The organism is Enterovirga aerilata, from assembly GCF_013044135.1.
In the GTDB taxonomy this organism is placed as follows: Bacteria; Pseudomonadota; Alphaproteobacteria; order Rhizobiales; family Beijerinckiaceae; genus Enterovirga; species Enterovirga aerilata.
Map to the genome: position 1 here is coordinate 231,896 of NZ_JABEPP010000001.1, position 22,201 is coordinate 254,096.

Consider the following 22,201-nt stretch of genomic DNA (forward strand, 5'->3'; position numbering starts at 1 on the left):
CGAAACCTCCCGGAGGGATCGCGGCCAGGCAGGCGGCGCCGCGGCGCCCGGCATGCGGGCGCGCAGGCGGTCCTGGCGGGGCTGACCATGGCTCAGGAGGCGGCCGTCGCGAACGGTCATCCCGACTCTCCTGCTCCGGCGGAGAGCGCCGTCCCGGGCGGGCACCACAAGGCCGGCTTCTGGACGCTCGCGCTCGGCTCGGTCGGGGTCGTCTACGGCGATATCGGCACCAGCCCGCTCTACGCCTTCCGCGAGGCGGTGCATACGGCCCGCTCGGACGGGGTGATCACGCCGGACGAAGTCTATGGCGTGATCTCGCTGATCCTGTGGACGCTGACGCTCATCGTCACGATCAAATACGTGACGATCGTGCTGCGGATGGACAACAAGGGGGAGGGCGGCGGGCTCTCTCTCATGGCTCTCGCCCGGCAGGCGACGGGGGGGAGCTTCGTCCTCCTGGCGCTCGGCGTGCTCGGGGCATCGCTGTTCTATGGAGACGCGATGGTCACGCCGGCCATCTCGGTCCTGTCCGCCGTCGAAGGCCTGAAGCTCGTCACGCCCGCCTTCGAGCCCTACATCCTGCCGATCACCATCGGCATCCTGCTCGCGATGTTCCTGGTCCAGAGCCACGGCACGGCGCGGGTGGCGGCCTTTTTCGGGCCGATCATGGTGGCCTGGTTCTTGACCATCGGGCTTTCGGCGCTGCCGCACATCGCCGGCCACCCCGAGATCTTCCACGCGTTCAACCCCTATTACGGGGTCGAGTACCTGTTCACCCACGGTCACGGCGCGCTGGTCGCGCTCGGCGCCGTGTTCCTGGCGGTGACGGGCGCGGAGGCGCTCTTCGCCGATCTTGGCCATTTCGGGCGCAAGCCCATCCAGCGCGCCTGGTTCTTCCTCGTCTTCCCGTGCCTCGCGCTGAACTATCTGGGCCAGGGCTCGCTCGTGCTGCAGGACGCGGAGGCCGCGGCCGATCCCTTCTTCAGGCTCGTGCCCGAATGGGCGCTGCTTCCGCTCGTCGTGCTTGCGACCTGCGCGACCGTCATCGCCGGCCAGGCCAATATCACCGGGGCCTTCTCGATGTCGCGCCAGGCGGTGCAGCTGGGGCTGCTGCCGCGGCTCGAGATACGCCACACCTCCGAGGCGCATTCGGGCCAGATCTATCTGCCGCAGATCAACTTCTTGCTGCTTGTCGGGGTGATCATCCTGGTTCTCGCCTTCAGGTCCTCCTCGGCGCTGGCAGCCGCCTACGGCATCGCCGTGACCGGGACCATGCTGATCACCGGCACGATGGCCTTCATCGTCGCGCGCCGGGTCTGGAAATGGAGCACGCCGGTGGCGGTGCTCGTGATCGTGCCCTTCCTCCTCCTGGAACTCACGTTCCTTGGCGCGAACATGATCAAGGTCCTGGACGGAGGCTATGTCCCGCTCATGCTGGCGGCGGTCCTGACCCTCATCATGGCAACCTGGATCAAGGGCACCCGCATCCTCTTCGACAAGACCCGCAAGACGGACGTGCCGCTCGCGGAGCTGGTCGGCATGCTCGAGCGCAGCCCGCCGCACCGGGTGAAGGGCACCGCGGTCTTCCTCACGAGCGACCCCGCCACGGCGCCCTCCGCGCTGCTCCACAACCTCAAGCACAACAAGGTGCTGCACGAGAGGAACGTGGTGCTGACGGTACGGTCGATGGATACGCCGCGCGTGGCCCCCGAGGAGCGGATCTCGATCGAGCAGCTCGGCGACGCGTTCTGGCGCGTGCAGATGATGTTCGGCTACATGGAGACGCCGAACATCCCGCGCAGCATGGCGCTGCTCAGGAAGCTGGGCTTCAAGTTCGACATCATGGGAACGTCGTTCTTCCTGTCCCGGCGCTCGATCCGACCGGCCGTGCGCTCCTCGATGCCGCTCTGGCAGGACAAGCTGTTCATCGCGCTCGCGCGCAGCGCCTCCGACGCCACCGACTTCTTCCAGATCCCGACCGGGCGCGTCGTCGAGGTCGGCACGCAGGTCACAATCTGAGCCCAGCCGCGGGAGCCCAGCTGCCATGAGGCGGCTCGTCCGCCTCCTGCTCGTCGTCGCGCTCGTCTATCCGGCGTTCGTTCTCGCGCTCGCGCTCGCCTATATCGTCGTGCCCCCGGTCTCGACCCTGATGCTCGCCCGCTGGCTCTCCGGTGAGAGCGTGGCCCGCAGCTACGTGTCGCTGGCGCAGATCTCGCCCCAGCTTCCCGCGGCCGTCATCGCCTCGGAGGACGCCCGGTTCTGCCAGCATGGCGGCGTCGACTGGAGCGCCCTGCACGAGGTGATCACGGACGAGGAAGGTCCGAGCCGGGGCGCCTCCACCATCCCGATGCAGGTCGCCAAGAACCTGTTCCTCTGGCCGTCCCGCTCCTATGTCCGCAAGGCGTTGGAGATCCCCCTCGCCATCGTCCTCGACCTCCTCTGGTCCAAACGGCGGATGATCGAGGTCTACCTGAACGTCGCCGAATGGGGGGAGGGGACGTTCGGGGCCGAGGCCGCCGCACGCAGGCATTTCGGGAAGGGCGCGCGCGAGCTCTCGCGGCGGGAGGCGGCGCTTCTCGCCGCGGCCCTGCCGAACCCGCTCCTGCGCAATCCCGGACGGCCTTCGGGGCGACTCCGGGGCCTTGCCGGCCGCATCCAGGTCCGGATGGAAGGAACCCCGACCGACTGCCTCCGCCAGGGCTAAGGCGCTCCGGAGAACGCTCTAGCCAGAACCGGCGCGCACCTATATAAGCCCGCCAATCCGGAAGATGCCTGCACGCCTCCCGCCCGCGCGGGAGCGCTTGCGTTTGGAGACAGCAACGTGGCCGTTCCGAAGCGAAAGACCTCGCCGATGAAGCGCGGCATGCGCCGCTCGGCGGATGCCCTCAAGGCCCCGACCTATGTCGAGGACAAGGATTCGGGCGAGCTGCGCCGCCCGCATCATGTCGACCTGAAGACCGGCATGTATCGCGGCCGCCAGGTGCTCGCCGTCAAGTCGAAGGATTGAGGGCGGAGGCCCTCTCGGCGCGCCCGCGTCGCAACTGGCCGGTTTTCGGCCGGCGCGGGCCAGGTCAGATCAGCAGCTCAAATCAGGCAGTCGAGCCGCGCCTGCGCGGGTTCGCTTCGCCGGGCGTAGGCGCTCGTCGCGGTCTCGGGGGCGGCCGAGCGGGCCTGCCTGTAGGCGGGAAGCCGGCGCTCGCAGGCGATCAGCTGGGCCAGGAAATACGCTTCGGGCCGATCCGATCCGTGCGGCGGACGCGGCGTTGCGAGCGGGACGAGGGCGCGCGAGCGCGGATTGCCCGCTTGGGCTTCCTCGGGGTCGGCCAGGTGCTGATCCGTCATGGGACGCCTCCCTCCTCGAGCCCGTCTCCTCGCAAGCGATCGGCCAGATTTTACGAGACCTTAACGACACTTACCGCATCGTTTCGGCACGTTCCACGCCGAACGAACCCCCTTCCGCCCGAATCGTTCCAGGATGAGGCGAGGGCCCGCTCGGCACCGCCAGGACTGCGCGATGTCGGGCCTTGCCCAGCCGAGACTCCCGGACCATCTGCCGTCCGATCCGCGCGGCATCCTGACCTCGATCGGCGTCGCCGTCTATGACTGGGACATCGCGGCCGACCGGCTGACCTGGGCGCCGAACGCGGCGGAGGTCATCGGCCTGCAGGACCTCTCCGCCTTCTCCAGCGGGCGAGACTTCGCCGGCATCGTCGAGCCCGGCTCCGGCATCGCGCGCAGCGAAGCGATCCTCGGCTCGGCCGTGCGGGACGAGGGCTCGGGCGTGCCCTATTCCACCCGGTATGCCGTCCGGCCGACGCCGCACCGCCTCATCCTGGTCGAGGATACGGGGCGCTGGTACGCGGGTGCGGACGGGCGGCCGGCCGTGGCGCACGGCATGCTCCGGATATCGCAGGCCGAATCGGAGGGGCAGGCGCATGAAGGCCCCGGCCAGCGCGAGCGCACGGCCTTCCTGAGGCAGATCGCCGGAGACGTCGGCGAGGCGAGCCGCTCCAGAAGGCCGCTCACCGTCTTCGCCATCGCGATCGAGAACCTGTCGCAGCTCAACGACGAGCTCGGCTTCGACGGCGCCGACCAGGTCGTGCAGGAAGTCCTCGCGCGCATGCGGGTCGTGATGCGACGGCGTGACGGCTTCACCCGCTATTCGGGCAACCGCTTCGCCCTGGCCCTGCGCGCCTGCCCGCCGGATCAGGCCCGCATCGCGGCGGAGCGGCTGAACGCCGCGGTCTCGGGCGCTCCCGTCGCCACGGCGCAAGGCCCGGTGGCGGTGCGCATCCTCATCGGCGGGGCGACCGCGCCGGACCACGCGCTCGACGCCGCGGGTCTGCTGCGCCGCGCCGAGCAGAGCCTCGCGGTCGTCAAGCGCCGCTCCGGCGCGAGCTTCGTCCATTACGATCCCGAGATCTTCCGCTCCGGGGAGCGTCCGGCCGGCAGCCAGGGCGCGCTCGACGTGATCGGCCTTCTGAACGCCCGCCGCATCGCCTTCGCCCGGCAGCCGGTCGTGGATGCGAGCACGCGGGAGGTCGTCTTCAGCGAGGCGCTTCTGCGGATAACAGGAGAGGACGGGCGGGTCGCCACCGCCGGGGACGTCGTGCCGGCCATGGAGCGGAGCGGCCTCGTGCCGCTCGTCGACATGCGGATCCTGGAACTCGCGGCGGAACGGCTCGCGCGCCACCCGGAGGAGCGGCTCTCGGTCAACATCTCGCCTCTGACACTGGAGAGCCCGGACTGGCTCGCGACGCTGGCCGCGCATGTCGGCCGCCGCTCCGACATCGCGTCCAGGCTCATCGTCGAGGTGACCGAGACGGTGGCGATCCGCGACCCGGACATGGCCAGGCGCAAGCTCGACGCCATGAAGGCGCTGGGCGTGACGATCGCGATCGACGATTTCGGGGCCGGCCATACTTCGTTCCGGCACCTGCGCAACTTCCCGGTCGACATCGTGAAGATCGACGGGGCCTTCATCCAGAACCTGTCGCGCTCGACCAACGACCGCTTCTTCGTCCAGACCCTCATCGACCTCGCCCATCACCTCGGGCTCTCGACGGTCGCCGAATGGGTCGAGGACGAGGAGACCGCCCGCATGCTCGCCAAATGGGGCGTCGACTACCTGCAGGGCGACTATTGCGGTCTGCCGCGGCTCTCGCTCGAGGCTCCCCCGCGCGAGGCCGCCCGGGTCGCCTGATTCCGCCGGGCGGAGGCTCCGGGCCGGCCAGATCCGGGTTCCCGGCAGCAGCCGCAATCCCGGGCTGGCCCAGAAGGCTTACTTGCGGGCGCAGACAATCACGCTCAGGATAGCTCCCAGGCGATCGTCACTTCCGGCTCTCGTAGAGGAGCTTCAGATGGCGGGCGAGCGAAGAAGAGGTTGGGAGTTCACGAGAGCGGTCCAAAGGGAGGCCGAGCAGCGGCAGATGGGGCGATGCGCCTGCTGCTACAGGGAGCTGGCCGACACGGCCCAGACCAATGCCCACCACGTCGTTCCCATCGAACAGGTGGACGAGCGGGTCGATTTCTTCAAGCATCAATGGCTGAAGAGTTCGGACAATTGCGTGGTCGTCTGCCGGGAGCCGTGCCACACCGAGATCGCGCATCACGCATTCAAGACCAGCGGAGGCTACGAGGCGCCGCCGGAATTCTTCCCGTTTTCGCACGGTATCGGCAATTCGCCGGCGCATCGCGCCTGGATCCGCAAGATCAAGGAATACCGCGCCCGCCTGTTCAAGGAAAAGGGATGGGATGCCGACGGGGACTTCTCCGGCGGGGGCGCTCCGTCCGGAGGAGGACCGCCCGAGGGCACCTTCGTTCCCCCGCCGGCGCTTCCGGCCCTTCCGAACGGAGCCGGGGGAGCCGCCTCGGTCGGTCTCGCGATCCTCGCCATGGTGGCGGTCGCAAGGAACCTCGCGACCTTCGTGCGCAACTGCAAGAACGCGGGGGCGGCTGCCGCGGACCTGGTCGGGGCAGAGCGGGATATCGACGAGAAGCGTCGCCGCGATCCGACGCTCGGCTGCCTGGTCGCGCTGACCTACAGGGTCGAGGTCGGCGTCGGGACGGTGAGCTTCGAGTACGAAAGCGTGAAGCTCTACTACAATTACTCGGAAGACAAGGCGCTGGCCACCTTGCGGATATCGCCGCCGTACCGGCTGAAGGCCGACCCGTTCGGCCAGGACGCGCCCAACATGGGTTATTCCGTAGAGGCGATCTGGATAAAGCCCGTCAAGACGGCGGTCTTCTCGAAGGACATCTCAGGCACGATCGCGAGCATCGACCATGCGATGTACAACCCGCCGGATCGCGAGCAGGCCTTCCACATCCTGAATGGCTGCAGGATGCACGACATCCTCCAGATCTACGTGACCTTCATGAAGGATGGGAAGCACAGGTGTCTGTGGGAGAACATCGGAAGCGCGAAAGGCATCAACCGGGAGAGGCTGTCTCTGGCCGTAGCCGCTATCGACTACAAGAAGCAGGGCATCCCCTTTGCGAAATTCGCGCAGGCCATGGGGACCTGGATGCCCGCTTCGGGCACCCAGGAGTACAACGAGCTGGCCGCCTTCTACGGAACCTCGGCGCCGGCGAGCGACACCGGGCACGCGATCGTGGGGAACTGGGGCGTGAAGATCGGAGGCTGGAGCGGGGCGTTCAGCTTCACGCGCGACGGCAAGGTCTCCTGGAACGAGACCGGAGGGAAGCCGCATCCTGGGAAATGGTGGCGCTACCAGGGTGCGGTGAACTGGCAATTCGACGACGATCCTCCGGGCTTCCAGCGGACGTTCGAAGCCGTCGAGCCGATCGGGCCCTCCGTGAGCGGCCGCATACTTCCCGAAGGCCAGGGCTTCTTTAGCATGGCGAAGAGGTAGGAGGCGGGCGCACGCACGGGTCGGCTGGGCCGCGAGGCCGGAGGGACCGCGGCTACTTCTTCGCCAGGCTTTCGAGCTTCGCTTGCATCTCGGCCATCTGCCGCTTGAGCGCCTCGATGTCGCTGGCGCTGGTATCGGCCGGCTGGGCCGGCTTTTCGGCCTTGTCGGGTTCACCCTCGCCCTTCGGCACGAAGGGAGACCACATCCTCATGGCCTCCGTGAAGAAGGCCATGTTCGCCCGGACCTGGTCCTCCATGGCGTGAAAGGCGGTCGGCCCGAAGGTCTTCTCCATCTGATCGCGCAGCTTCTGCTGGTCGCGCGTCAGATGGTCCATGGAGAATTCGAGATAGCGCGGCACGAGCGCCTGCATGCTGTCGCCGTAGAAGCGGATGAGCTGGCGCAGGAAGGTGGTGGGGAGCAGGTTCTGCTGGCCGCCCTTGCTCTCCTGCTCGAACATGATCTGCGCGAGCACGGAGCGGGTGATGTCCTCGCCGGTCTTGGCGTCGTTCACCACGAAGTCCTCGCCGGCCCGGACCATGGCGGCGAGGTCCTCCAGCGTCACATAGGTGCTCGTACCCATGTGATAGAGACGGCGGTTCGCGTACTTCTTGATGACCGTCGGCGCCTTTTCGGTGGCCATTCGACTCCCATCCTCCCGAGACGGGGAGAGTCTTCCACGGACCGTGCTGCACTGCAATCATGCAAAAAGGTGGGAGTGGCTGCGCCGCCGGCTCCAGCGCCGGTCCTAGTCCGGGCATCCCTCGGCAAGCCATGCGCTCTTCAGCTCCGCCAGCCGTCGTCCGAGCTGCGGTCCCGGCGGCACTCCCTCGCCGATCAGGTCGCGCCCGGTCAGGCGGAAGGCGGGGGCCGGCGCGCCTGCCCTGAACGCCTCGACCTGCACCTGCCCGTCCTCGGACACGACCGGGCGCGGCTCTCCGGCCAGGACCGAGACGATCTCCACGAGCGGCCCCGCACCGTGCAGCGCCGCGATGCGGCGGGCCTCGGCCCGGTCCAGGACGCCGCGTGACAGCAAACGGCCGAGCAGGCGGGCGAAGGTGGCGAGGCGGTCATGCTCCGCGTTGGACAGGCGGAGGCGGTCGCGCAGGCGTTCGGCATCCTCCTCCGTCCGGACATGCAGCGCCGCCAGCCTTCCGACCGCGTCGAGGCTCGACGCCCGGCGCAGGCGGCCCAGTTCCGGCACCTCGCCCGCGATGCGCAGGAGGAGGCCCGTCCCGCTCAGCGTGGCCACGACCTCGGCGGCACGGCGGGCCGAGAGCAGCTTGAGGAGTTCTGCGCGGATGCGCTCGCGCGACAGGATCGAGAGCCCGTCCCGCTCGCGGATTGCGGCATCGAGACCCTCAGGGTCGAGCGGACCCTCGGCATAATCCGCGCTGAACCGGAAGAAGCGCAATACGCGCAGGAAATCCTCCCGAATGCGCTGGCGCGGATCGCCGATGAAGCGCACCCGGCCGGCGGCGAGATCCGGCACCCCGCCCGTGTAGTCGCGGACCTGCCCGTCAGGCCCGAGCGACAGCGCGTTGATGGTGAAGTCGCGGCGGAGCGCGTCCTGCTCGAAGCTGCGGCCGAAGCGCACGACGGCGCGGCGCCCGTCCGTCTCGACATCCTCCCTCAGGGTCGTAACCTCGAAAGGCGTGCCGTGCACGATGACCGTGACTGTCCCGTGCTCGATGCCGGTCGGGACCGCCTTCAGCCCGGCGGCGCGGGCCCGCCGCATCGTGTCCTGCGGCGGCGCAGTCGTGGCGAGATCGATCTCGTGGACCGCTCGGCCGAGAAGCGCATTGCGCACCGCGCCGCCGACGATCCGGGTCTCCTCGGCGGGGGCGGCAAGCGCCTGGAGAAGGCGCCCGACCTCGGCGCGGTCGAGCAGCCGTGCCGGACCGTCGAGGTCGAGCTCGCCCGCGCTCATTTGAACCGGCCGGGCACGAACTGGCCGTTCTCCATGTGGGGCGGTTCGAAGCCGGCCGCAGGCCGCTCGGTGAAGAAGCCCTTGTAGAGGAAGCTCGCGAGCACGAGCAGGAGTCCCGCCATCGCGAGCCATACGATCGGACCGGACCAATGCTCGACGTCCAGCACCTTCCGGCGCTGGAGCATGAGGAAGAGCCCGAAGACGAGGAACGGCGCGAGGAAGAGAAGCCCCTCGGTCAGGATGACCCTAATCATGCGCGTAGAGGCGCTCGTACATGTTGCGCAAAATGCCTGCGGTAACGCCCCAGATATAGCGGCGGCCGAAGGGGATGGCGTAGTACTGGCGGATGCTGCCGCGCCATTGCCGCGCATGCAGCTCGTGGTTGCGCTCGTCCATCAGGAAGGAGAGCGGCACCTCGAAGACGTCCGCGACTTCCGCCGGGTTCGGCGCGAGCGGCGCGCCGGGCATGACGAGCGCGACCACGGGCAGGACGAAGTAGTTGGAGGACGACAGGTAGGCGTCCAGGTAGCCGAGCGGCCGCACGAAGCTGCGCGGAAGCCCGATCTCCTCCTCGGCCTCGCGCAGGGCGGTGTCGATCGCGGTCGGGTCCTCCGGATCCATGCGTCCGCCCGGAAAGGCGATCTGGCCCGAATGGCTCCGCAGGCCCGAGGCGCGCTCGGTGAGAAGGACGCAAGGCCCGCCCGCATGCTCGACCACGGGCACGAGCACGGCGGCGTTCCGTGGCTGCGCCGAGGGGAGCGAGCTCCAGGTCGCCGGGTTCAGGGCGTGATCGCCCTTCAGGTCGCAGCGCGGCTCGAGGAAGCCCGGCGGCTCGCGACGGAGCCGGCCCCCGGCGCGCTCGGCGAGATCGTGCCGGCGCTCGAGCGCCGCGCTCACGCCGCCTCTCCGTACGGCACGGGATAGAACGCGCCGCGCACGAAGATCCCGAACTCGGCCGGCCGGCCTTCCGCCGACCTGTCCTCGCCCAGCTCGATGAGATCGTAGGTCAGGGCCCGCGTCAGCCGCGCCCAGAGGTCGCCGCGGACACGGAGATAGGGCTTCACGGCTCCGGTCACGTCCGCGTCGAAGCGCAGCGGGTGGTCGGGCCCGACCTCGACGAGATCGTCGACATTGGTCCGAAACGCGACCCTCCGCTCCCGTCCCTCGCCGTCGACCGCCATCTCGACCGCCAGAAAGGGGACGTCCTCGACCGCGATTCCCACCCGCTCCACGGGGGTGACGAGGACGTAGCGGTCCGGGTCCTTGCGCAGCACGGAGGCGAACAGCTTGACGAGGGCGGGCCGGCCGATCGGGGTTCCCATGTAGAACCAGGTGCCGTCGGCCGCGATCCGCATGTCGAGATCGCCGCAGAAGGGCGGGTTCCAGCGTTCGACGGGAGGCGGACCCTTGCCGGCCGCGTGCTCGCCGAGCGCGGCCTTCAGCCGCCCCAGCGCATCGGTCGGCCCGGAAGTCTCGCTTGTTCGGCACTGTGCCATGCCGCGTCTTTAGTCGATCCGCCATCAAAGAAACATCAAGCCGCTGCCTAGTTTCGAGGCGGCTGCGTCGACGGACCGCTTGCCACGGTCCGGCTGCCTGCCCACACTCTCCGCTTCCGTCAGGCGGCGGAGACCCCTGGAGGCGCTTTTGGAACTGGCCCAGTCAGCCGCATCGGTCCCGACCTCGCTCGACGATGCGGTGATCCAGCACGCGGAGACCGCGCTCGAGACCATCGGCCGCGCACGCGAGGCGATCGACCGTGTCATTTTCGGCCAGGAGCGCGTGGTCGAGCTCGCGCTCGTCACCCTGCTCGCGGGCGGCCACGGGCTGCTCGTCGGCGTGCCCGGCCTGGCGAAGACGAAGCTCGTCGAGACGCTCGGGACCGTGCTCGGGCTCGAGGCGCGCCGCGTCCAGTTCACGCCCGACCTGATGCCCTCCGACATTCTCGGAACCGAGGTGCTGGACGAGGGCGCGGACCGACGCCGCTCCTTCCGCTTCCTGAAGGGACCGATCTTCGCCCAGCTGCTCATGGCGGACGAGATCAACCGCGCCTCGCCGCGCACGCAATCGGCGCTGCTCCAGGCGATGCAGGAATTCCACGTTTCGGTCGCGGGCGAGCGGCACGACCTGCCGCGCCCCTTCCACGTCCTGGCGACCCAGAACCCGATCGAGCAGGAGGGCACCTATCCGCTGCCCGAGGCCCAGCTCGACCGCTTCCTCCTGCAGATCGACGTCGGCTATCCGGACCGCTCGGCGGAGCGCCGCATCCTGCTCGAGACGACGGGCGTGGAGGAAAGCCGGCCGGCCGCGGTCATGAACCCGGAAGGGCTCATGGCGACGCAGCGGCTGGTGCGCCGCCTGCCGGTCGGGGACAGCGTGGTCGAGGCCATTCTTGACCTTGTCCGCTCCGCACGGCCGGAGGATTCGGGCGAGATCGCGGGCAAGCTGATGTGGGGACCTGGCCCCCGCGCCAGCCAGTCGCTGATGCTGGCTGTGCGGGCGCGCGCCCTCATCCAGGGCCGGCTCGCGCCCTCCGTCGACGACGTGATCGCGCTGGCGGAACCCGTCCTGAAGCACCGCATGGCGCTGAGCTTCGCGGCGCGGGCCGACGGCGAGACGCTGCCCGGCATCATCGGGCGGCTCGTTTCGCGGCTCGGCTGACCCGCCGGATGGCCAGGACGGAGGTTCTTCCGGCCGAGAGCCGCAGGCCGGGCCGCAGCGAGACCGCGGCGGCCCTGTCGCTCGCCGCCCGGATGCCACGGCTCATCCTGGAGGCGCGGCGGGTGACCGCGAGCCTGGCCCACGGCCTGCATGGCCGCAGGCGCGCCGGACCGGGCGAAAGCTTCTGGCAGTTCCGCCCCTTCGTGACGGGCGAGGCCGCCGGCCGGATCGACTGGCGGCGGTCGGGTCGCGACGACCGACTCTATGTGCGCGAGCGGGAATGGGAGACGCCCCATGCCGTGTGGCTCTGGATCGACCGCTCGGCTTCCATGGCGTTCCGGTCCGACCTTGCGGAAACGCCGAAGATCGAGCGCGCCTTCGTGCTCGGGCTGGCGCTCGCGGACACGCTCGTCGAGGCGGGCGAGCGGGTCGGCCTTCTCGGCCTCAAGCAGCCGACCGCCTCGCGCCGGGTGGCGGAAGGCTTCGCCCAGACCTTCGCGGCGCGCGAGCGCGACCTGGACGACGACCTCCCGCCCGCGACGCCGATCGGACGCCTGGACGAGGCGGTGATCGTCAGCGATTTCCTGTCGCCGCTGCCCGAGTTGCGGCGGCGTGTCGAGGCGATTTCCTCACGGGGTGCGCGCGGTCATCTCGTGATGATCGTCGATCCGGTCGAAGAGACCTTTCCGTTCGGCGGCCAGGCCGTGCTGGAGGAGCCCGAGGCGGGGCTGCGGCTCCGCATCGGCGATGCGGCGTCGTGGGGCGCGAGCTACCGCCGCCGCATGGCGGCTCATCGCGGCGCCATCGCGGAGCTCGCGCGTGCCCGCGGCTGGTCGGTCACGATCCACCACACGGACAAGCCAGCAACCCAGCCTGCGCTGCGGGTGCTGACCCTCGTGGCGGGCGCGCCCGGGACGGGGGGTGCCTGACATGCTGGGCCTGCCGCTCACCTTCCTGTCCCCGCTGGTGCTGGCCGCGCTCGTGACCCTGCCGGCGATCTGGCTCCTGCTCCGGGTCACGCCGCCGCAGCCGCGCCGCATCGACTTCCCGCCGCTGCGCATCCTCGCGGACCTCCTGCCGGAGCAGGAAAATCCCGCCCGCACGCCCTGGTGGCTCCTCGCACTCCGCCTCCTCGTCGCGGCGCTCCTGATCCTCGCGGCCGCAGGCCCGCTCTGGAACCCGGGCGCCGCCGGCGGGCGCGGGCCGCTGCTGGTGATCCTGGATTCCGGCTTTCCGGCCGCGTATGACTGGCGCGAGCGGGCCGCCTTCGCGGCCGAGCGGATCGAGGGCGCGCAGCGGGACGGCCGCCCCGTCGCGCTCCTCGCGACCGGCGAGCGCCCGGGCGGCCTTGAGACCGTCTCGCCGGCCGCGGCGCTCGACCGGCTTCGCGCCGTGAAGCCTCAGCCCTGGCTCGTCGACCGCCGCAACCACGCCGATGCCGTGACCCGCTTCCTCGCGGCCCAGCCCGATGCCGAGATCGTCTGGATCTCCGACGGGGTCGCCGGCGCGGGAGATTCCGCCTTCAGCGAGGCGCTTGCGGCTGCGGCAGGAGCCCGGTCGCTCGCGGTGTTCCAAGCTCCGGCGCCGCCGGCCGTGGCGCTCGCCGGCCTGGAGAACCGGGCGGGCCAGCTCGTCGTTCATGTCTTGCGGGCGGTGCCGAACGGCCGCGATGCCGGGACGCTTCGCGCCATGGATCTCAAGGGCCTGCCGCTCGCCGACGCCCAGTTCGCCTTCCAGCCCGGCGCGACGGAGGCCGAGGCGAGCTTCGAGGTGCCGATGGAGATCCGAAACGCGATCGCCCGGATCGACATCCTGGGCGAATCCTCCGCCGGAGCCGTCCACCTCTCGGACGAGCGCGGCAAGCGCCGCCGGATCGGTCTTGTTTCCGGTTCGACGGCCGACCAGGCCCAGCCCTTGCTCGCGCCGACCTACTACCTCGCCCGCGCGCTCGGCCCCTATGGGGAGGTGCGGGAGGCGCCCGGCGGCGTCGCGGAAGCGGTCGGCCAGCTCCTGGACCAGCAGGTCTCGGTCCTCGTCCTGGCGGATGTCGGGACGCTCGACCGCGACACCTACCGGCGCGTGGCGGAGTTCGTGGACAAGGGCGGCCTGCTCCTGCGCTTTGCCGGAACGCGGCTCGCGGCAGGGAACGACGACCTGGTTCCCGTCCGGCTGCGCCGGGGCGGCCGCAATCTCGGGGGCGCGCTGTCCTGGGACGCGCCGAGGACGCTCGCGCCGTTCACGCGCGAAAGCCCGTTTTTCGGCCTGGCCGTGCCGGCCGATCTCGGCGTGCGGCGCCAGATTCTGGCCGAGCCGGACGGGGAGCTGAGCCGGAAGACCTGGGCGGCGCTCCAGGACGGAACGCCGATCGTCACGGCCGACTGGCGCGGCCAGGGCATGGTCGTTCTCGTCCACGTGACCGCGGATGCCGCCTGGTCGAACCTGCCGCTGACCGGCCTCTTCGTGGACATGCTGCGCCGGGTCGTCGCGCTGTCCGGCAATCCGGACGTGGTCGGGGCGGATCAGAAGGCCGACATCCAGACCGTGGCGCCGACGCGCGTGCTGGACGGGTTCGGCGCACTCGTCGCTCCTCCGCCGACCGCCAAGGCGGTGCAGCGCAACCATTCGGACCGGGCGAGCCCCGAGCACCCGCCCGGCTATTACGGCCCGACCGAATCGAGCCTCGCCGTCAACGCGCTCCTCGCCGGCGACAAGCTCGCGCCGCTTCCGCTCGGCCCGCTTGCGTCCCGCACCGCCCCGCTCGCCCGTGCGGAGACCCTGGATCTGCGCGCCCCGCTGCTCACGGCCGCGATCCTGCTGCTCCTCGCCGACGCGCTCGTCTCCCTGTGGCTCGGCGGACATCTCCAGCGGCTTCGTCCGCGCCGGGTGGCGGCCGCAGCCGCTCTGGCGGCGGCTCTCGGCCTGCCGTGCCTCGTCGGCGGCCAACCGGCCTTAGCGCAGGGCTCCGGCCGTGCCTCGCCCGATCCGGCGCTCGTGACGCGGCTCGCCTACGTCGTCACGGGGGATGCCACCATCGACCAGACGAGCAAGGCGGGGCTGACCGGCCTGACCCAGGCTCTGGCCGCCCGCACGGCGCTCGAGGCGGGCGAGCCGGCGGCCGTGGACCTGGCGCGGGACGAGCTGGCCTTCTTCCCGCTGCTCTATGTCCCGGTCGCCCCGAACCAGCCGCTGCCGTCGCCGGCGGCGATCCGCAAGCTGGACGCCTTCATGAAGAACGGCGGCACCATCCTGTTCGACACCCGCGATGCCATGAACGCGCGGCCGGGCGGCGAGCCGACAGCCGAGACGCAGGCACTGCGACGCATGCTCGCCACGCTCGACATACCCGAGCTCGAGCCGGTGCCGCGCGACCACGTGCTCACCAAGACCTTCTACCTGCTCGATCGCTTTCCCGGCCGCTACGGCACCGGCCAGACCTGGGTCGAGGCGCTGCCGCCCGCGGCCGACGGCGAGCGCCGCCCGGCGCGCGCGGGCGACGGCGTGTCGCCGATCGTGATCACGTCCAACGATCTCGCGGCCGCCTGGGCCGTCGGCCGCAACGGCGAGCCCATGTTCCCGGTGATCGGCGCCGATCCGCGCCAGCGCGAGATGGCGTTCCGCGGAGGTGTGAACCTCGTCATGTACACCCTGACCGGTAACTACAAGGCTGACCAGGTCCATGTGCCGGCGCTGCTGGAGCGGCTGGGGCAATAGGCCCCGCGAGGCGCGATGCTGACCCTCTCCTTCTCCCCGCTGCTTCCGGTCTGGGCCCTCGTTGCGCTCGGGATCGCGGTCGCAGCGGTCACGGTCGTGGCGGCGCTCACCCGGGGCGGCGTCGCGGCTCTGCGCGCGCTCGCCCTGGCGCTCGTGCTCGGCGCCTTGACCGGGCCCTCGCTCGTGCAGGAGGAGCGCGATCCCGTCCGCAGCGTGGTGGCGGTCGTGGTCGACCGCTCGACCTCACAGACGCTCGGCGATCGTGCCGAGATGACGACGCGGCTGCGCGAGGAGGCCGAGCGCCGGCTCGGCGCGCTGCCCGATATCGAGATCCGCATGGTCGATGCCGGCGACGGCGAGGGGGACGACGGCACGCGCCTCTTCGCCGCCCTGCAGCGCGGGCTGGCCGATGTGCCGCCGGACCGGCTCGCGGGCGTGCTCATGGTGACGGACGGGGTGGTGCACGACATCCCGGCTTCAGCATCCGAGCTCAGCTTCCGGGCGCCCCTCCACGCCCTGGTCACCGGCCGGCCGAACGAGCGCGACCGCCGCATCGCGCTCCTCGAAGCGCCTCGTTTCGGCATCGTCGGCAAGGACCAGACCATTCGCGCGGAGGTATCCGAGCGCGGCGGGACGGGGATCGCGACCGTGACGGTGCGGCGCGACGGCCAGACGGTGCTGCGCCAGGACGTCCGGACGGGCGCGCCGTTCACGCTGACCGTCCGGGTGGACCATGGTGGGCCGAATGTCGTCGAGATCGAGGCGGACGGACTCCCCGGCGAGCTGACGCCGGTCAACAACCGGGCGGTGGTCACGATCGAGGGGATCCGCGAGAAGCTGCGCGTCCTCCTCGTCTCGGGCGAGCCGCATCCGGGCGAACGGACCTGGCGCAACCTGCTCAAGTCGGACGCGAACGTGGACCTCGTCCACTTCACCATCCTGCGTCCCCCGGAGAAGCAGGACGGCACGCCGATCAACGAGCTCTCGCTGATCGCCTTCCCGACCCGGGAGCTCTTCCAGCAGAAGATCAAGGATTTCGACCTCATCATCTTCGACCGCTACGCCAACCAGAGCGTCCTACCGTCGACCTATTTCGACAACATCACCCGCTACGTGCGGGAGGGCGGCGCGCTCCTGATCGCAGCGGGGCCGGAATATGCGGGCCCGGGCAGCCTCGCCCGGACGCGCCTCTCCGCGATCCTGCCGGGGGGGCCGGACGGCCGCATCCTGGAGACGCCCTTCAAGGCGCGCATCACCGAGCGCGGCCAGCGTCATCCCGTGACCCGCGACCTGCCGGGATCCGAATCCGACCCCCCGGCCTGGGGCGAGTGGCTGCGCACGATCGGGGCGGAGATCCGAACCGGCACGAGCGTGATGTCCGGAGCGGGCGAGGCGCCGCTTCTCGTGCTGAACCGCGAGGAGAAGGGCCGGGTCGCGCTGCTTCTCTCGGACCACGCCTGGCTGTGGGCGCGCGGCTACAACGACGGCGGGCCGCATCTCGACCTCCTGCGCCGCCTCGCCCACTGGCTCATGAAGGAGCCCGCTCTCGAAGAGGAGGCGCTGCGCGCGAATGTGGCCGGCCGCGCGATCCGGCTCGAACGGCAGACGATGGGTCAGGATCCCGGACCGATCGCGGTCACGTCCCCGTCGGGTCGAGAGCGACAGATCGCGGTCGCCGAGGCCCGGCCGGGGCTCTTCACGGCGGAGGTGCGGGCCGAAGAACTCGGGCTCTATACGTTCCGCTCCGGCGACCTCGCCGCATTCGCGAGTGTCGGGCCGGCGAATTCGCGCGAGCTCTCCGACGTCTTCAGCGACCCGGCTCATCTCCGTCCGTTAGCGGAGGCTACGGGCGGGTCCTCGCGCCGCGTCGCGGAAGCGGCCGGGCCGGCGACGCTGCCGCGCATCCAGATCGTGCGCTCCGGCTCCCGCATGGCCGGGTCGGACTGGATCGGCATCCGCCCGAGCGACGCTGCGACGATCCGCGGCGTGCGGGTCTTCCCGCTCGGGCTCGGCTTCCTCGGTCTCGGCGTGCTGGTCGGCGCGGTGCTGTTGGCCTGGATCCTGGAGGGTCGCCGCCGGGTGGCGCGGGCCTGAACGCCACGGTCAGGGCTCCGCCACCGTTTTCCTCTCGTTATCGATCACCATCAGCAGGTCGTAATAGACGATCTGCGGCTCCGATCCCGTGCGGGCGCGAACGCCCTCGCGCCATTCCGGTCCATGCGCCGCCTCGGCCGCTTCGCGCGACGGCCAGAGATAGATACCGCCGCCGGCATCGTCCTGGCCGTAGAGGAAGTGCTTGCGGATCAGGTCGGGATTGGCTTGCCATTTCGGCACGGTCGCCCGCGCCTCCTCCAGGACCTCTTCCCGGCTCTGGCCCGGCCGATGCTTGAAGGTGACGATCTCGACAATCACGAGGAGCTCTCCCGCGCAGCGAAGCTGCACAATGCTGCACAATAGTGCGCGGCACCGTTCGGGAAAGCCGTCCGCCCGGCGAGGGGCCTAGGGCCACCTCACGGTGGGCGGGAGGGAGGACAGGATCGAGGCGACGTTGCCGCCGGTCTTAAGCCCGAAGATCGTGCCGCGATCGTAGAGCAGGTTGAATTCCACATAGCGGCCGCGGCGGACCTGCTGCTCCTCCCGGTCGGCCTCAGTCCAGGGCGTGGACATGTTGCGGCGGACGATCTCCGGATAGACGCGGAGGAACGCTTCGCCGACGGCCTTCGTGAAGGCGAGATCGGCCTGCGGATCGCCGGACCAGAGATAGTCGTAGAAGATGCCGCCGATCCCGCGCGGCTCGTTGCGGTGCTTCAGGAAGAAGTATTCGTCGCACCAGGCCTTGTAGCGGTCGTAGGGCTGCGTCGGATGCGCCGCGCACGCCTCCCGCATCGCGGCGTGGAAGGCGAGGGTGTCGGGATCCTCCTGGCTGCGGCGACGATCCAGCACCGGCGTGAGGTCCGCCCCGCCGCCGAACCAGGGCTTCGACGTGACCACGAAGCGCGTGTTCATGTGCACGGTCGGCACGTTCGGGTTCCAGGGATGCGCGATGAGCGAGATGCCGCCCGCCCAGAAGCCCGGATGCTCCTCCGTGCCCGGAATCTGCGCCCGGAATTCGGGCGCGAACTCGCCATGGACGGTCGAGACATGGACGCCGGCTTTCTCGAAGACGCGTCCCTTGATGACCGACATGACGCCGCCGCCGCCCGGCGCGCCCGTATGGTCCGTACGCTGCCAGGGCGTGCGGACGAAGCGGCCGGGTCCGGCCGGCGCCTCGGGAAAGGCCGGCCCCTCCGCCTCGGCCTCCAGGCGCTCGAAGGCGGCGCAGATGCGGTCGCGCAGATCGGCGAACCAAGTGGGAGCCTCGGTCTGGAGGCGCTCGGTGACGGACGGAATGCGCTTCGGCGTGCGGCGTTCCGGACAGCTGCTCATTGCGCCGCCGTGACCGCGATCGCCATTTCGCGGAGGTCCGGACCACTCACCTGCACCGCGAAGGGCGCGCCGCCCGTGTCGAAGCGGACGCTCTTGCGCAGGCCCGGGCAGCCGCGATGGCCGGTCGAGCCGAGCGAGCGGAGATGGCGCCCGCCCTGCACGACGTCGACCCAGGCGTCGTCCGACAGCGTCACCTGGATCCGGGCCGGCGCCCCGTCCACCTGGACATGGGCAGCCCGGATGTCGGGGCCGCCGCGCTCCGGAGGAGCGTGCAGCCCCGCCTGCGCCAGCGGCACAGCCGCGATGCGCCGCGCTTCCCCGAAGGGCAGGGTCGCCCCGTTCTCCGCGGCCGGTGCTTCCGAGAGGAGGGTGCGCTCCCGGGTGAGCGGCCAAGCGAAGTCGGCGCAGCGGTCCTGGGCGGCGGCCGGACCGGACGCCGCGAGAGCCGCGAGGAGGCCGAGAAGGGCGGGCCGCATTTTCAATCCACGCCAACCATCACGTCGGACGCCTTCACGACCGCATAGGCCTCCTGGCCGACCGCAAGGCCGAGCTCGGCAACCGCGCGGTTGGTGATGGATGCGGTGACCACCTGACCGCCCGCGATCTCGATCCGGACATGCGAGGTCGTCGCGCCCTTCTCGATCTCGACGATGCGGCCCCTGAGCTGGTTGCGGGCGCTGAGCTTCATGTTCCCTCCGGGACCGCCACCGACCGGACGCGGCCGTCAGGCCGCGAGCTGCCGCAGCACGTAGGGCAGGATACCCCCGTTGCGGAAATATTCGAGCTCGTCGAGCGTATCGATGCGGCAGACGAGCGGCACGTTCTTCACCGTTCCGTCGGGCGAGCGCACCTCCATGGTCATCCTCTTGCGCGGCGTGAGGCCCTCCTCGATGCCCCGGAGCGTGATCGTCTCGTCGCCCTTGATGCCGAGCGAGGCCCAGGAATCATCGCCCTGGAAGACGAGCGGCATCACGCCCATGCCGACGAGGTTGGAGCGGTGGATGCGCTCGAAGGACTCGGCGACCACGGCCCGGACCCCGAGCAGGTTCGTGCCCTTCGCGGCCCAGTCGCGCGAGGAGCCGGTGCCGTACTCCTTCCCCGCCAGGACGACGAGCGGAACGCCTTCCTGCTTGTAGCGCATGGCGGCGTCATAGATCGCCATCTGCTCGCCGGAGGGCTGATGGATCGTGTAGCCGCCCTCGACGACGTTCCCGGAGGCGTCCTTCACCATCTGGTTCTTGATGCGGATATTGGCGAAGGTGCCGCGCATCATGACTTCGTGGTTGCCGCGCCGCGTCCCGTACTGGTTGAAGTCGGCCACGCGGACCTGGTGCTCCAGGAGGTATTTGCCGGCGGGCGAGGAGGCGCGAATGTTGCCGGCCGGCGAGATGTGGTCCGTCGTGATCGAGTCGCCGAAGAGGCCCAGGATGCGGGCATCGACGATGTCGCGGACCGGCTTCGGCTCCCTGGTGATCCCCTCGAAATAGGGCGGGTTCTGGATGTAGGTCGAGCCCATGTCCCATTCGTAGGTCAGGCCTGTGGAGACCGGCACCGCCTTCCAGTGAGCGTCACCCGCGAAGACGTCGGCATAGCGGGTCTTGAAGAGGTCGGCCGTGATCGTCCGGTCGATGAAGGACTGGATCTCCTCCGAGCTGGGCCAGATGTCCTTGAGGTAGACCGGCTGGCCGTCCGAGCCCGTGCCGAGCGGCTCGGTCGCGAGGTCGATCGTGAGCGAGCCCGCGAGCGCATAGGCGACCACGAGGGGCGGCGAGGCGAGATAGTTCGCCCGCACGTCGGGGTTCACCCGGCCTTCGAAGTTGCGGTTCCCCGAGATCACCGCGCCCGCGATGATGTCGTTGTCGTTGATCGCCTTCGAGATGTTCTCCGGCAGCGGCCCGGAATTGCCGATGCACGTCGTGCAGCCGAAGCCGACGATGTTGAAGCCGAGCTTGTCGAGGCAATCCTGCAGGCCGGCCTTCTCGAAATATTCCTCGACCACCTGCGATCCGGGCGCGAGCGAGGTCTTCACCCAGGGCTTGGAGCGCAGGCCCTTAGCGACGGCGTTGCGGGCGAGGAGCCCCGCCCCGATCATCACCGAAGGGTTCGAGGTGTTCGTGCAGGAGGTGATCGCCGCGATGACGACGTCGCCGTGGCCGAGGTCGAAATTCGCGCCCTCGACCTTGAACCGCTTGCCGAGCTCCCCGGCCTTGCGGAACTCGCCTTCCATGGCGGACGCGAACGACGCCTTGATGTTGTCCAGGGCGACCTTGTCCTGCGGGCGCTTCGGGCCGGCCATGGACGGCACGACGTCCGCGAGGTCGAGCTCGAGCGTGTCGGTGAAGACCGGATCGGGCGTCGACGCGTCGCGCCACATGCCCTGCGCCTTGGCATAGGCCTCCACCAGAGCGACGCGCTCCGGCGTACGGCTCGTCGTCCTGAGATAGGCGATGGTCTTCTCGTCGATCGGGAAGAAGCCGCAGGTCGCGCCGTATTCAGGCGCCATGTTGCCGATCGTCGCCCGGTCGGCCACCGACATGTCGGCGAGGCCCGGCCCGTAGAACTCGACGAACTTGCCGACCACGCCCTTCTTGCGCAGCATCTGCGTGACGGTGAGCACGAGGTCGGTCGCCGTCACGCCCTCGCGCAGCTTGCCCGTGATCTTGAAGCCGATCACCTCCGGGATGAGCATCGACACGGGCTGGCCGAGCATGGCGGCCTCGGCCTCGATGCCGCCGACGCCCCAGCCGAGCACCGCGAGCCCGTTCACCATCGTGGTATGCGAGTCGGTGCCGACCAGCGTGTCCGGATAGGCCATCTCGACCGGCTCGGCCTCCGCGCGGCGCGTCCACACCGTCTGCGACAGGAACTCCAGATTGACCTGGTGGCAGATGCCGGTGCCGGGCGGCACCACCGAGAAGTTCTCGAAGCCGACCTGGCCCCATTTCAGGAACTTGTACCGCTCGGCATTGCGCTCGTATTCGAGTTCGACGTTCTTCGCGAACGCCTTCGGCGTCCCGAACTCGTCCACGATGACGGAGTGGTCGATGACGAGGTCGACCGGGATCAGCGGGTTGATCTTGCGGGGATCGCCGCCGAGCGTCTTCATGGCATCGCGCATGGCCGCGAGGTCCACCACCGCAGGCACGCCCGTGAAGTCCTGCATGAGGACGCGGGCGGGCCGGTAGGCGATTTCCTTCTCGGCCTTGCCGCGGTTCTCGAGCCAGTCGACGATGGCCTGGACGTCCTCCTTCTTGACGGTGCGGCCGTCCTCGTAGCGCAGCAGGTTCTCCAGCAGCACCTTCATCGAGAAGGGCAGGCGGGACGCGCCCGCGAGGCCGTTCTTCTCGGCTTCCGGAAGGGAGTACATCGAGTAGGTCTTGTCGCCGACCGTCAGGGTCTGGCGGGACTTGAAGCTGTCGAGCGAAGTGGACACCGGGCTGCTCCTCCGGATCGGTGTGATCGAACACGCGCGGCGTGAACCGCGCAGGACGGGTGTTCGGCCGTGTGCGCCTTGTCGGCGCGCGCCGCTCCGGGGGTGCCCGGACGCTGGGAAAGCGCGCGGAGCGGATTGGACGCTCTGGCGCGCGGCGCAGCCGGCGCGGAT

The 22,201-nt window shown here is 70.0% G+C and carries 20 protein-coding genes; 9 read left to right on the forward strand and 11 right to left on the reverse strand.

Annotation, left to right across the window (positions count from 1 at the left end):
* The first annotated feature begins 87 nt into the window (after nt 1-87).
* The 3 genes from HJG44_RS01135 (at nt 88) to rpmF (ending at nt 3,007) form a co-directional block, all read left to right on the forward strand.
* On the forward strand, nt 88-2,019 hold the full coding sequence (locus HJG44_RS01135; RefSeq protein ID WP_171216511.1) for a potassium transporter Kup: 1,932 nt from the start codon (nt 88-90) through the stop codon (nt 2,017-2,019).
* A 25-nt stretch (nt 2,020-2,044) separates the two neighbouring features.
* The gene (mtgA, locus tag HJG44_RS01140; RefSeq protein WP_171216512.1) at nt 2,045-2,704 is read left to right on the forward strand and encodes a monofunctional biosynthetic peptidoglycan transglycosylase; all 660 of its coding nucleotides are present in this window, start codon (nt 2,045-2,047) and stop codon (nt 2,702-2,704) included.
* A gap of 117 nt (nt 2,705-2,821) precedes the next feature.
* Nucleotides 2,822-3,007, forward strand: coding sequence for a 50S ribosomal protein L32 (gene rpmF / locus HJG44_RS01145; protein ID WP_171216513.1), 186 nt, complete (start codon nt 2,822-2,824; stop codon nt 3,005-3,007).
* Between the two features lie 77 nt (nt 3,008-3,084).
* Here rpmF and HJG44_RS01150 read toward each other — a convergent pair whose 3' ends face one another.
* A complete protein-coding gene (locus tag HJG44_RS01150) occupies nt 3,085-3,342 on the reverse strand; it encodes a hypothetical protein (protein ID WP_171216514.1) in 258 nt (85 codons plus the stop codon).
* 172 nt (nt 3,343-3,514) lie between these two features.
* On the opposite strand from HJG44_RS01150, the gene HJG44_RS01155 reads away from it, so the two are divergent.
* Together HJG44_RS01155 and HJG44_RS01160 are read left to right on the forward strand one after the other, a co-directional pair.
* Nucleotides 3,515-5,203 carry an EAL domain-containing protein gene (locus HJG44_RS01155; protein ID WP_171216515.1) on the forward strand — a complete coding sequence of 563 codons (1,689 nt, stop codon included), beginning with the start codon at nt 3,515-3,517 and terminating at the stop codon, nt 5,201-5,203.
* Nucleotides 5,204-5,429: 226 nt separating this feature from the next.
* The gene (locus HJG44_RS01160; RefSeq protein ID WP_171216516.1) at nt 5,430-6,875 is read left to right on the forward strand and encodes a hypothetical protein; all 1,446 of its coding nucleotides are present in this window, start codon (nt 5,430-5,432) and stop codon (nt 6,873-6,875) included.
* Between the two features lie 52 nt (nt 6,876-6,927).
* On the opposite strand, the gene phaR is transcribed toward HJG44_RS01160, so the two are convergent.
* The 5 genes from phaR to HJG44_RS23475 all read right to left on the reverse strand — a co-directional run bounded on the left by phaR (nt 6,928) and on the right by HJG44_RS23475 (nt 10,298).
* Complete coding sequence (gene phaR / locus HJG44_RS01165) at nt 6,928-7,515, reverse strand: polyhydroxyalkanoate synthesis repressor PhaR (RefSeq protein WP_171216517.1); 588 nt, start codon at nt 7,513-7,515, stop codon at nt 6,928-6,930.
* A 105-nt stretch (nt 7,516-7,620) separates the two neighbouring features.
* Complete coding sequence (locus HJG44_RS01170; protein WP_171216518.1) at nt 7,621-8,802, reverse strand: CCA tRNA nucleotidyltransferase; 1,182 nt, start codon at nt 8,800-8,802, stop codon at nt 7,621-7,623.
* Entirely contained in the window at nt 8,799-9,056 is a 258-nt protein-coding gene (locus HJG44_RS01175) for a DUF6111 family protein (protein WP_171216519.1), read from the reverse strand. The genes HJG44_RS01170 and HJG44_RS01175 overlap by 4 nt, the downstream gene beginning before the upstream one ends.
* Nucleotides 9,049-9,699, reverse strand: a complete 651-nt coding sequence (locus HJG44_RS23470; protein ID WP_346767057.1) for a CoA pyrophosphatase — start codon at nt 9,697-9,699, stop codon at nt 9,049-9,051. Before HJG44_RS23470 ends, HJG44_RS01175 begins: the two co-directional genes overlap by 8 nt.
* Nucleotides 9,696-10,298: a DUF1285 domain-containing protein gene (locus tag HJG44_RS23475; RefSeq protein WP_246735990.1), complete on the reverse strand. Its 603-nt coding sequence runs from the start codon at nt 10,296-10,298 to the stop codon at nt 9,696-9,698. Before HJG44_RS23475 ends, HJG44_RS23470 begins: the two co-directional genes overlap by 4 nt.
* Nucleotides 10,299-10,452: 154 nt before the next feature.
* Between HJG44_RS23475 and HJG44_RS01185 the strand changes: the two genes are divergently transcribed.
* Genes HJG44_RS01185 through HJG44_RS01200 form a run of 4 tightly spaced genes read left to right on the forward strand, consistent with a single transcriptional unit; the run spans nt 10,453 to nt 17,265 of the window.
* Nucleotides 10,453-11,460 (forward strand): AAA family ATPase, encoded by a 1,008-nt coding sequence (locus HJG44_RS01185; protein WP_171217243.1) that lies wholly within the window; start codon nt 10,453-10,455, stop codon nt 11,458-11,460.
* 8 nt (nt 11,461-11,468) lie between these two features.
* A complete protein-coding gene (locus HJG44_RS01190; protein WP_171216520.1) occupies nt 11,469-12,389 on the forward strand; it encodes a DUF58 domain-containing protein in 921 nt (306 codons plus the stop codon).
* Between the two features lies 1 nt (nt 12,390).
* The gene (locus HJG44_RS01195) at nt 12,391-15,171 is read left to right on the forward strand and encodes a DUF4159 domain-containing protein (protein WP_171217244.1); all 2,781 of its coding nucleotides are present in this window, start codon (nt 12,391-12,393) and stop codon (nt 15,169-15,171) included.
* Nucleotides 15,172-15,186: 15 nt separating this feature from the next.
* Nucleotides 15,187-17,265, forward strand: coding sequence for a hypothetical protein (locus tag HJG44_RS01200; RefSeq protein ID WP_171216521.1), 2,079 nt, complete (start codon nt 15,187-15,189; stop codon nt 17,263-17,265).
* Between the two features lie 9 nt (nt 17,266-17,274).
* Here the strand turns inward: HJG44_RS01200 and HJG44_RS01205 are convergent, their stop codons facing one another.
* The 5 genes from HJG44_RS01205 to acnA form a co-directional block, all read right to left on the reverse strand.
* Nucleotides 17,275-17,583 (reverse strand): monooxygenase, encoded by a 309-nt coding sequence (locus tag HJG44_RS01205; protein ID WP_171216522.1) that lies wholly within the window; start codon nt 17,581-17,583, stop codon nt 17,275-17,277.
* An 87-nt stretch (nt 17,584-17,670) separates the two neighbouring features.
* Nucleotides 17,671-18,597 (reverse strand): oxygen-dependent coproporphyrinogen oxidase, encoded by a 927-nt coding sequence (gene hemF, locus HJG44_RS01210; RefSeq protein ID WP_171216523.1) that lies wholly within the window; start codon nt 18,595-18,597, stop codon nt 17,671-17,673.
* Entirely contained in the window at nt 18,594-19,073 is a 480-nt protein-coding gene (locus HJG44_RS01215) for a hypothetical protein (RefSeq protein ID WP_171216524.1), read from the reverse strand. Before HJG44_RS01215 ends, hemF begins: the two co-directional genes overlap by 4 nt.
* 2 nt (nt 19,074-19,075) lie before the next feature.
* Nucleotides 19,076-19,285, reverse strand: a complete 210-nt coding sequence (locus HJG44_RS01220; RefSeq protein WP_171216525.1) for a TOBE domain-containing protein — start codon at nt 19,283-19,285, stop codon at nt 19,076-19,078.
* A 36-nt stretch (nt 19,286-19,321) separates the two neighbouring features.
* Nucleotides 19,322-22,030, reverse strand: a complete 2,709-nt coding sequence (gene acnA / locus HJG44_RS01225; protein WP_171216526.1) for an aconitate hydratase AcnA — start codon at nt 22,028-22,030, stop codon at nt 19,322-19,324.
* Nucleotides 22,031-22,201 lie beyond the last annotated feature (171 nt).

Coding starts and splice junctions, on each gene's coding strand:
- HJG44_RS01135 (WP_171216511.1), top strand. CDS start 88: ATGGCTCAGGAGGCGGCCGTCGCGAACGGTCATCCCGACTCTCCTGCT.
- mtgA (WP_171216512.1), top strand. CDS start 2,045: ATGAGGCGGCTCGTCCGCCTCCTGCTCGTCGTCGCGCTCGTCTATCCG.
- HJG44_RS01150 (WP_171216514.1), bottom strand. CDS start 3,342: ATGACGGATCAGCACCTGGCCGACCCCGAGGAAGCCCAAGCGGGCAAT.
- HJG44_RS01155 (WP_171216515.1), top strand. CDS start 3,515: ATGTCGGGCCTTGCCCAGCCGAGACTCCCGGACCATCTGCCGTCCGAT.
- HJG44_RS01160 (WP_171216516.1), top strand. CDS start 5,430: ATGGGGCGATGCGCCTGCTGCTACAGGGAGCTGGCCGACACGGCCCAG.
- phaR (WP_171216517.1), bottom strand. CDS start 7,515: ATGGCCACCGAAAAGGCGCCGACGGTCATCAAGAAGTACGCGAACCGC.
- HJG44_RS01170 (WP_171216518.1), bottom strand. CDS start 8,802: ATGAGCGCGGGCGAGCTCGACCTCGACGGTCCGGCACGGCTGCTCGAC.
- HJG44_RS01175 (WP_171216519.1), bottom strand. CDS start 9,056: ATGATTAGGGTCATCCTGACCGAGGGGCTTCTCTTCCTCGCGCCGTTC.
- HJG44_RS23475 (WP_246735990.1), bottom strand. CDS start 10,298: ATGGCACAGTGCCGAACAAGCGAGACTTCCGGGCCGACCGATGCGCTG.
- HJG44_RS01190 (WP_171216520.1), top strand. CDS start 11,469: ATGGCCAGGACGGAGGTTCTTCCGGCCGAGAGCCGCAGGCCGGGCCGC.
- HJG44_RS01195 (WP_171217244.1), top strand. CDS start 12,391: ATGCTGGGCCTGCCGCTCACCTTCCTGTCCCCGCTGGTGCTGGCCGCG.
- HJG44_RS01200 (WP_171216521.1), top strand. CDS start 15,187: ATGCTGACCCTCTCCTTCTCCCCGCTGCTTCCGGTCTGGGCCCTCGTT.
- hemF (WP_171216523.1), bottom strand. CDS start 18,597: ATGAGCAGCTGTCCGGAACGCCGCACGCCGAAGCGCATTCCGTCCGTC.
- HJG44_RS01215 (WP_171216524.1), bottom strand. CDS start 19,073: ATGCGGCCCGCCCTTCTCGGCCTCCTCGCGGCTCTCGCGGCGTCCGGT.
- HJG44_RS01220 (WP_171216525.1), bottom strand. CDS start 19,285: ATGAAGCTCAGCGCCCGCAACCAGCTCAGGGGCCGCATCGTCGAGATC.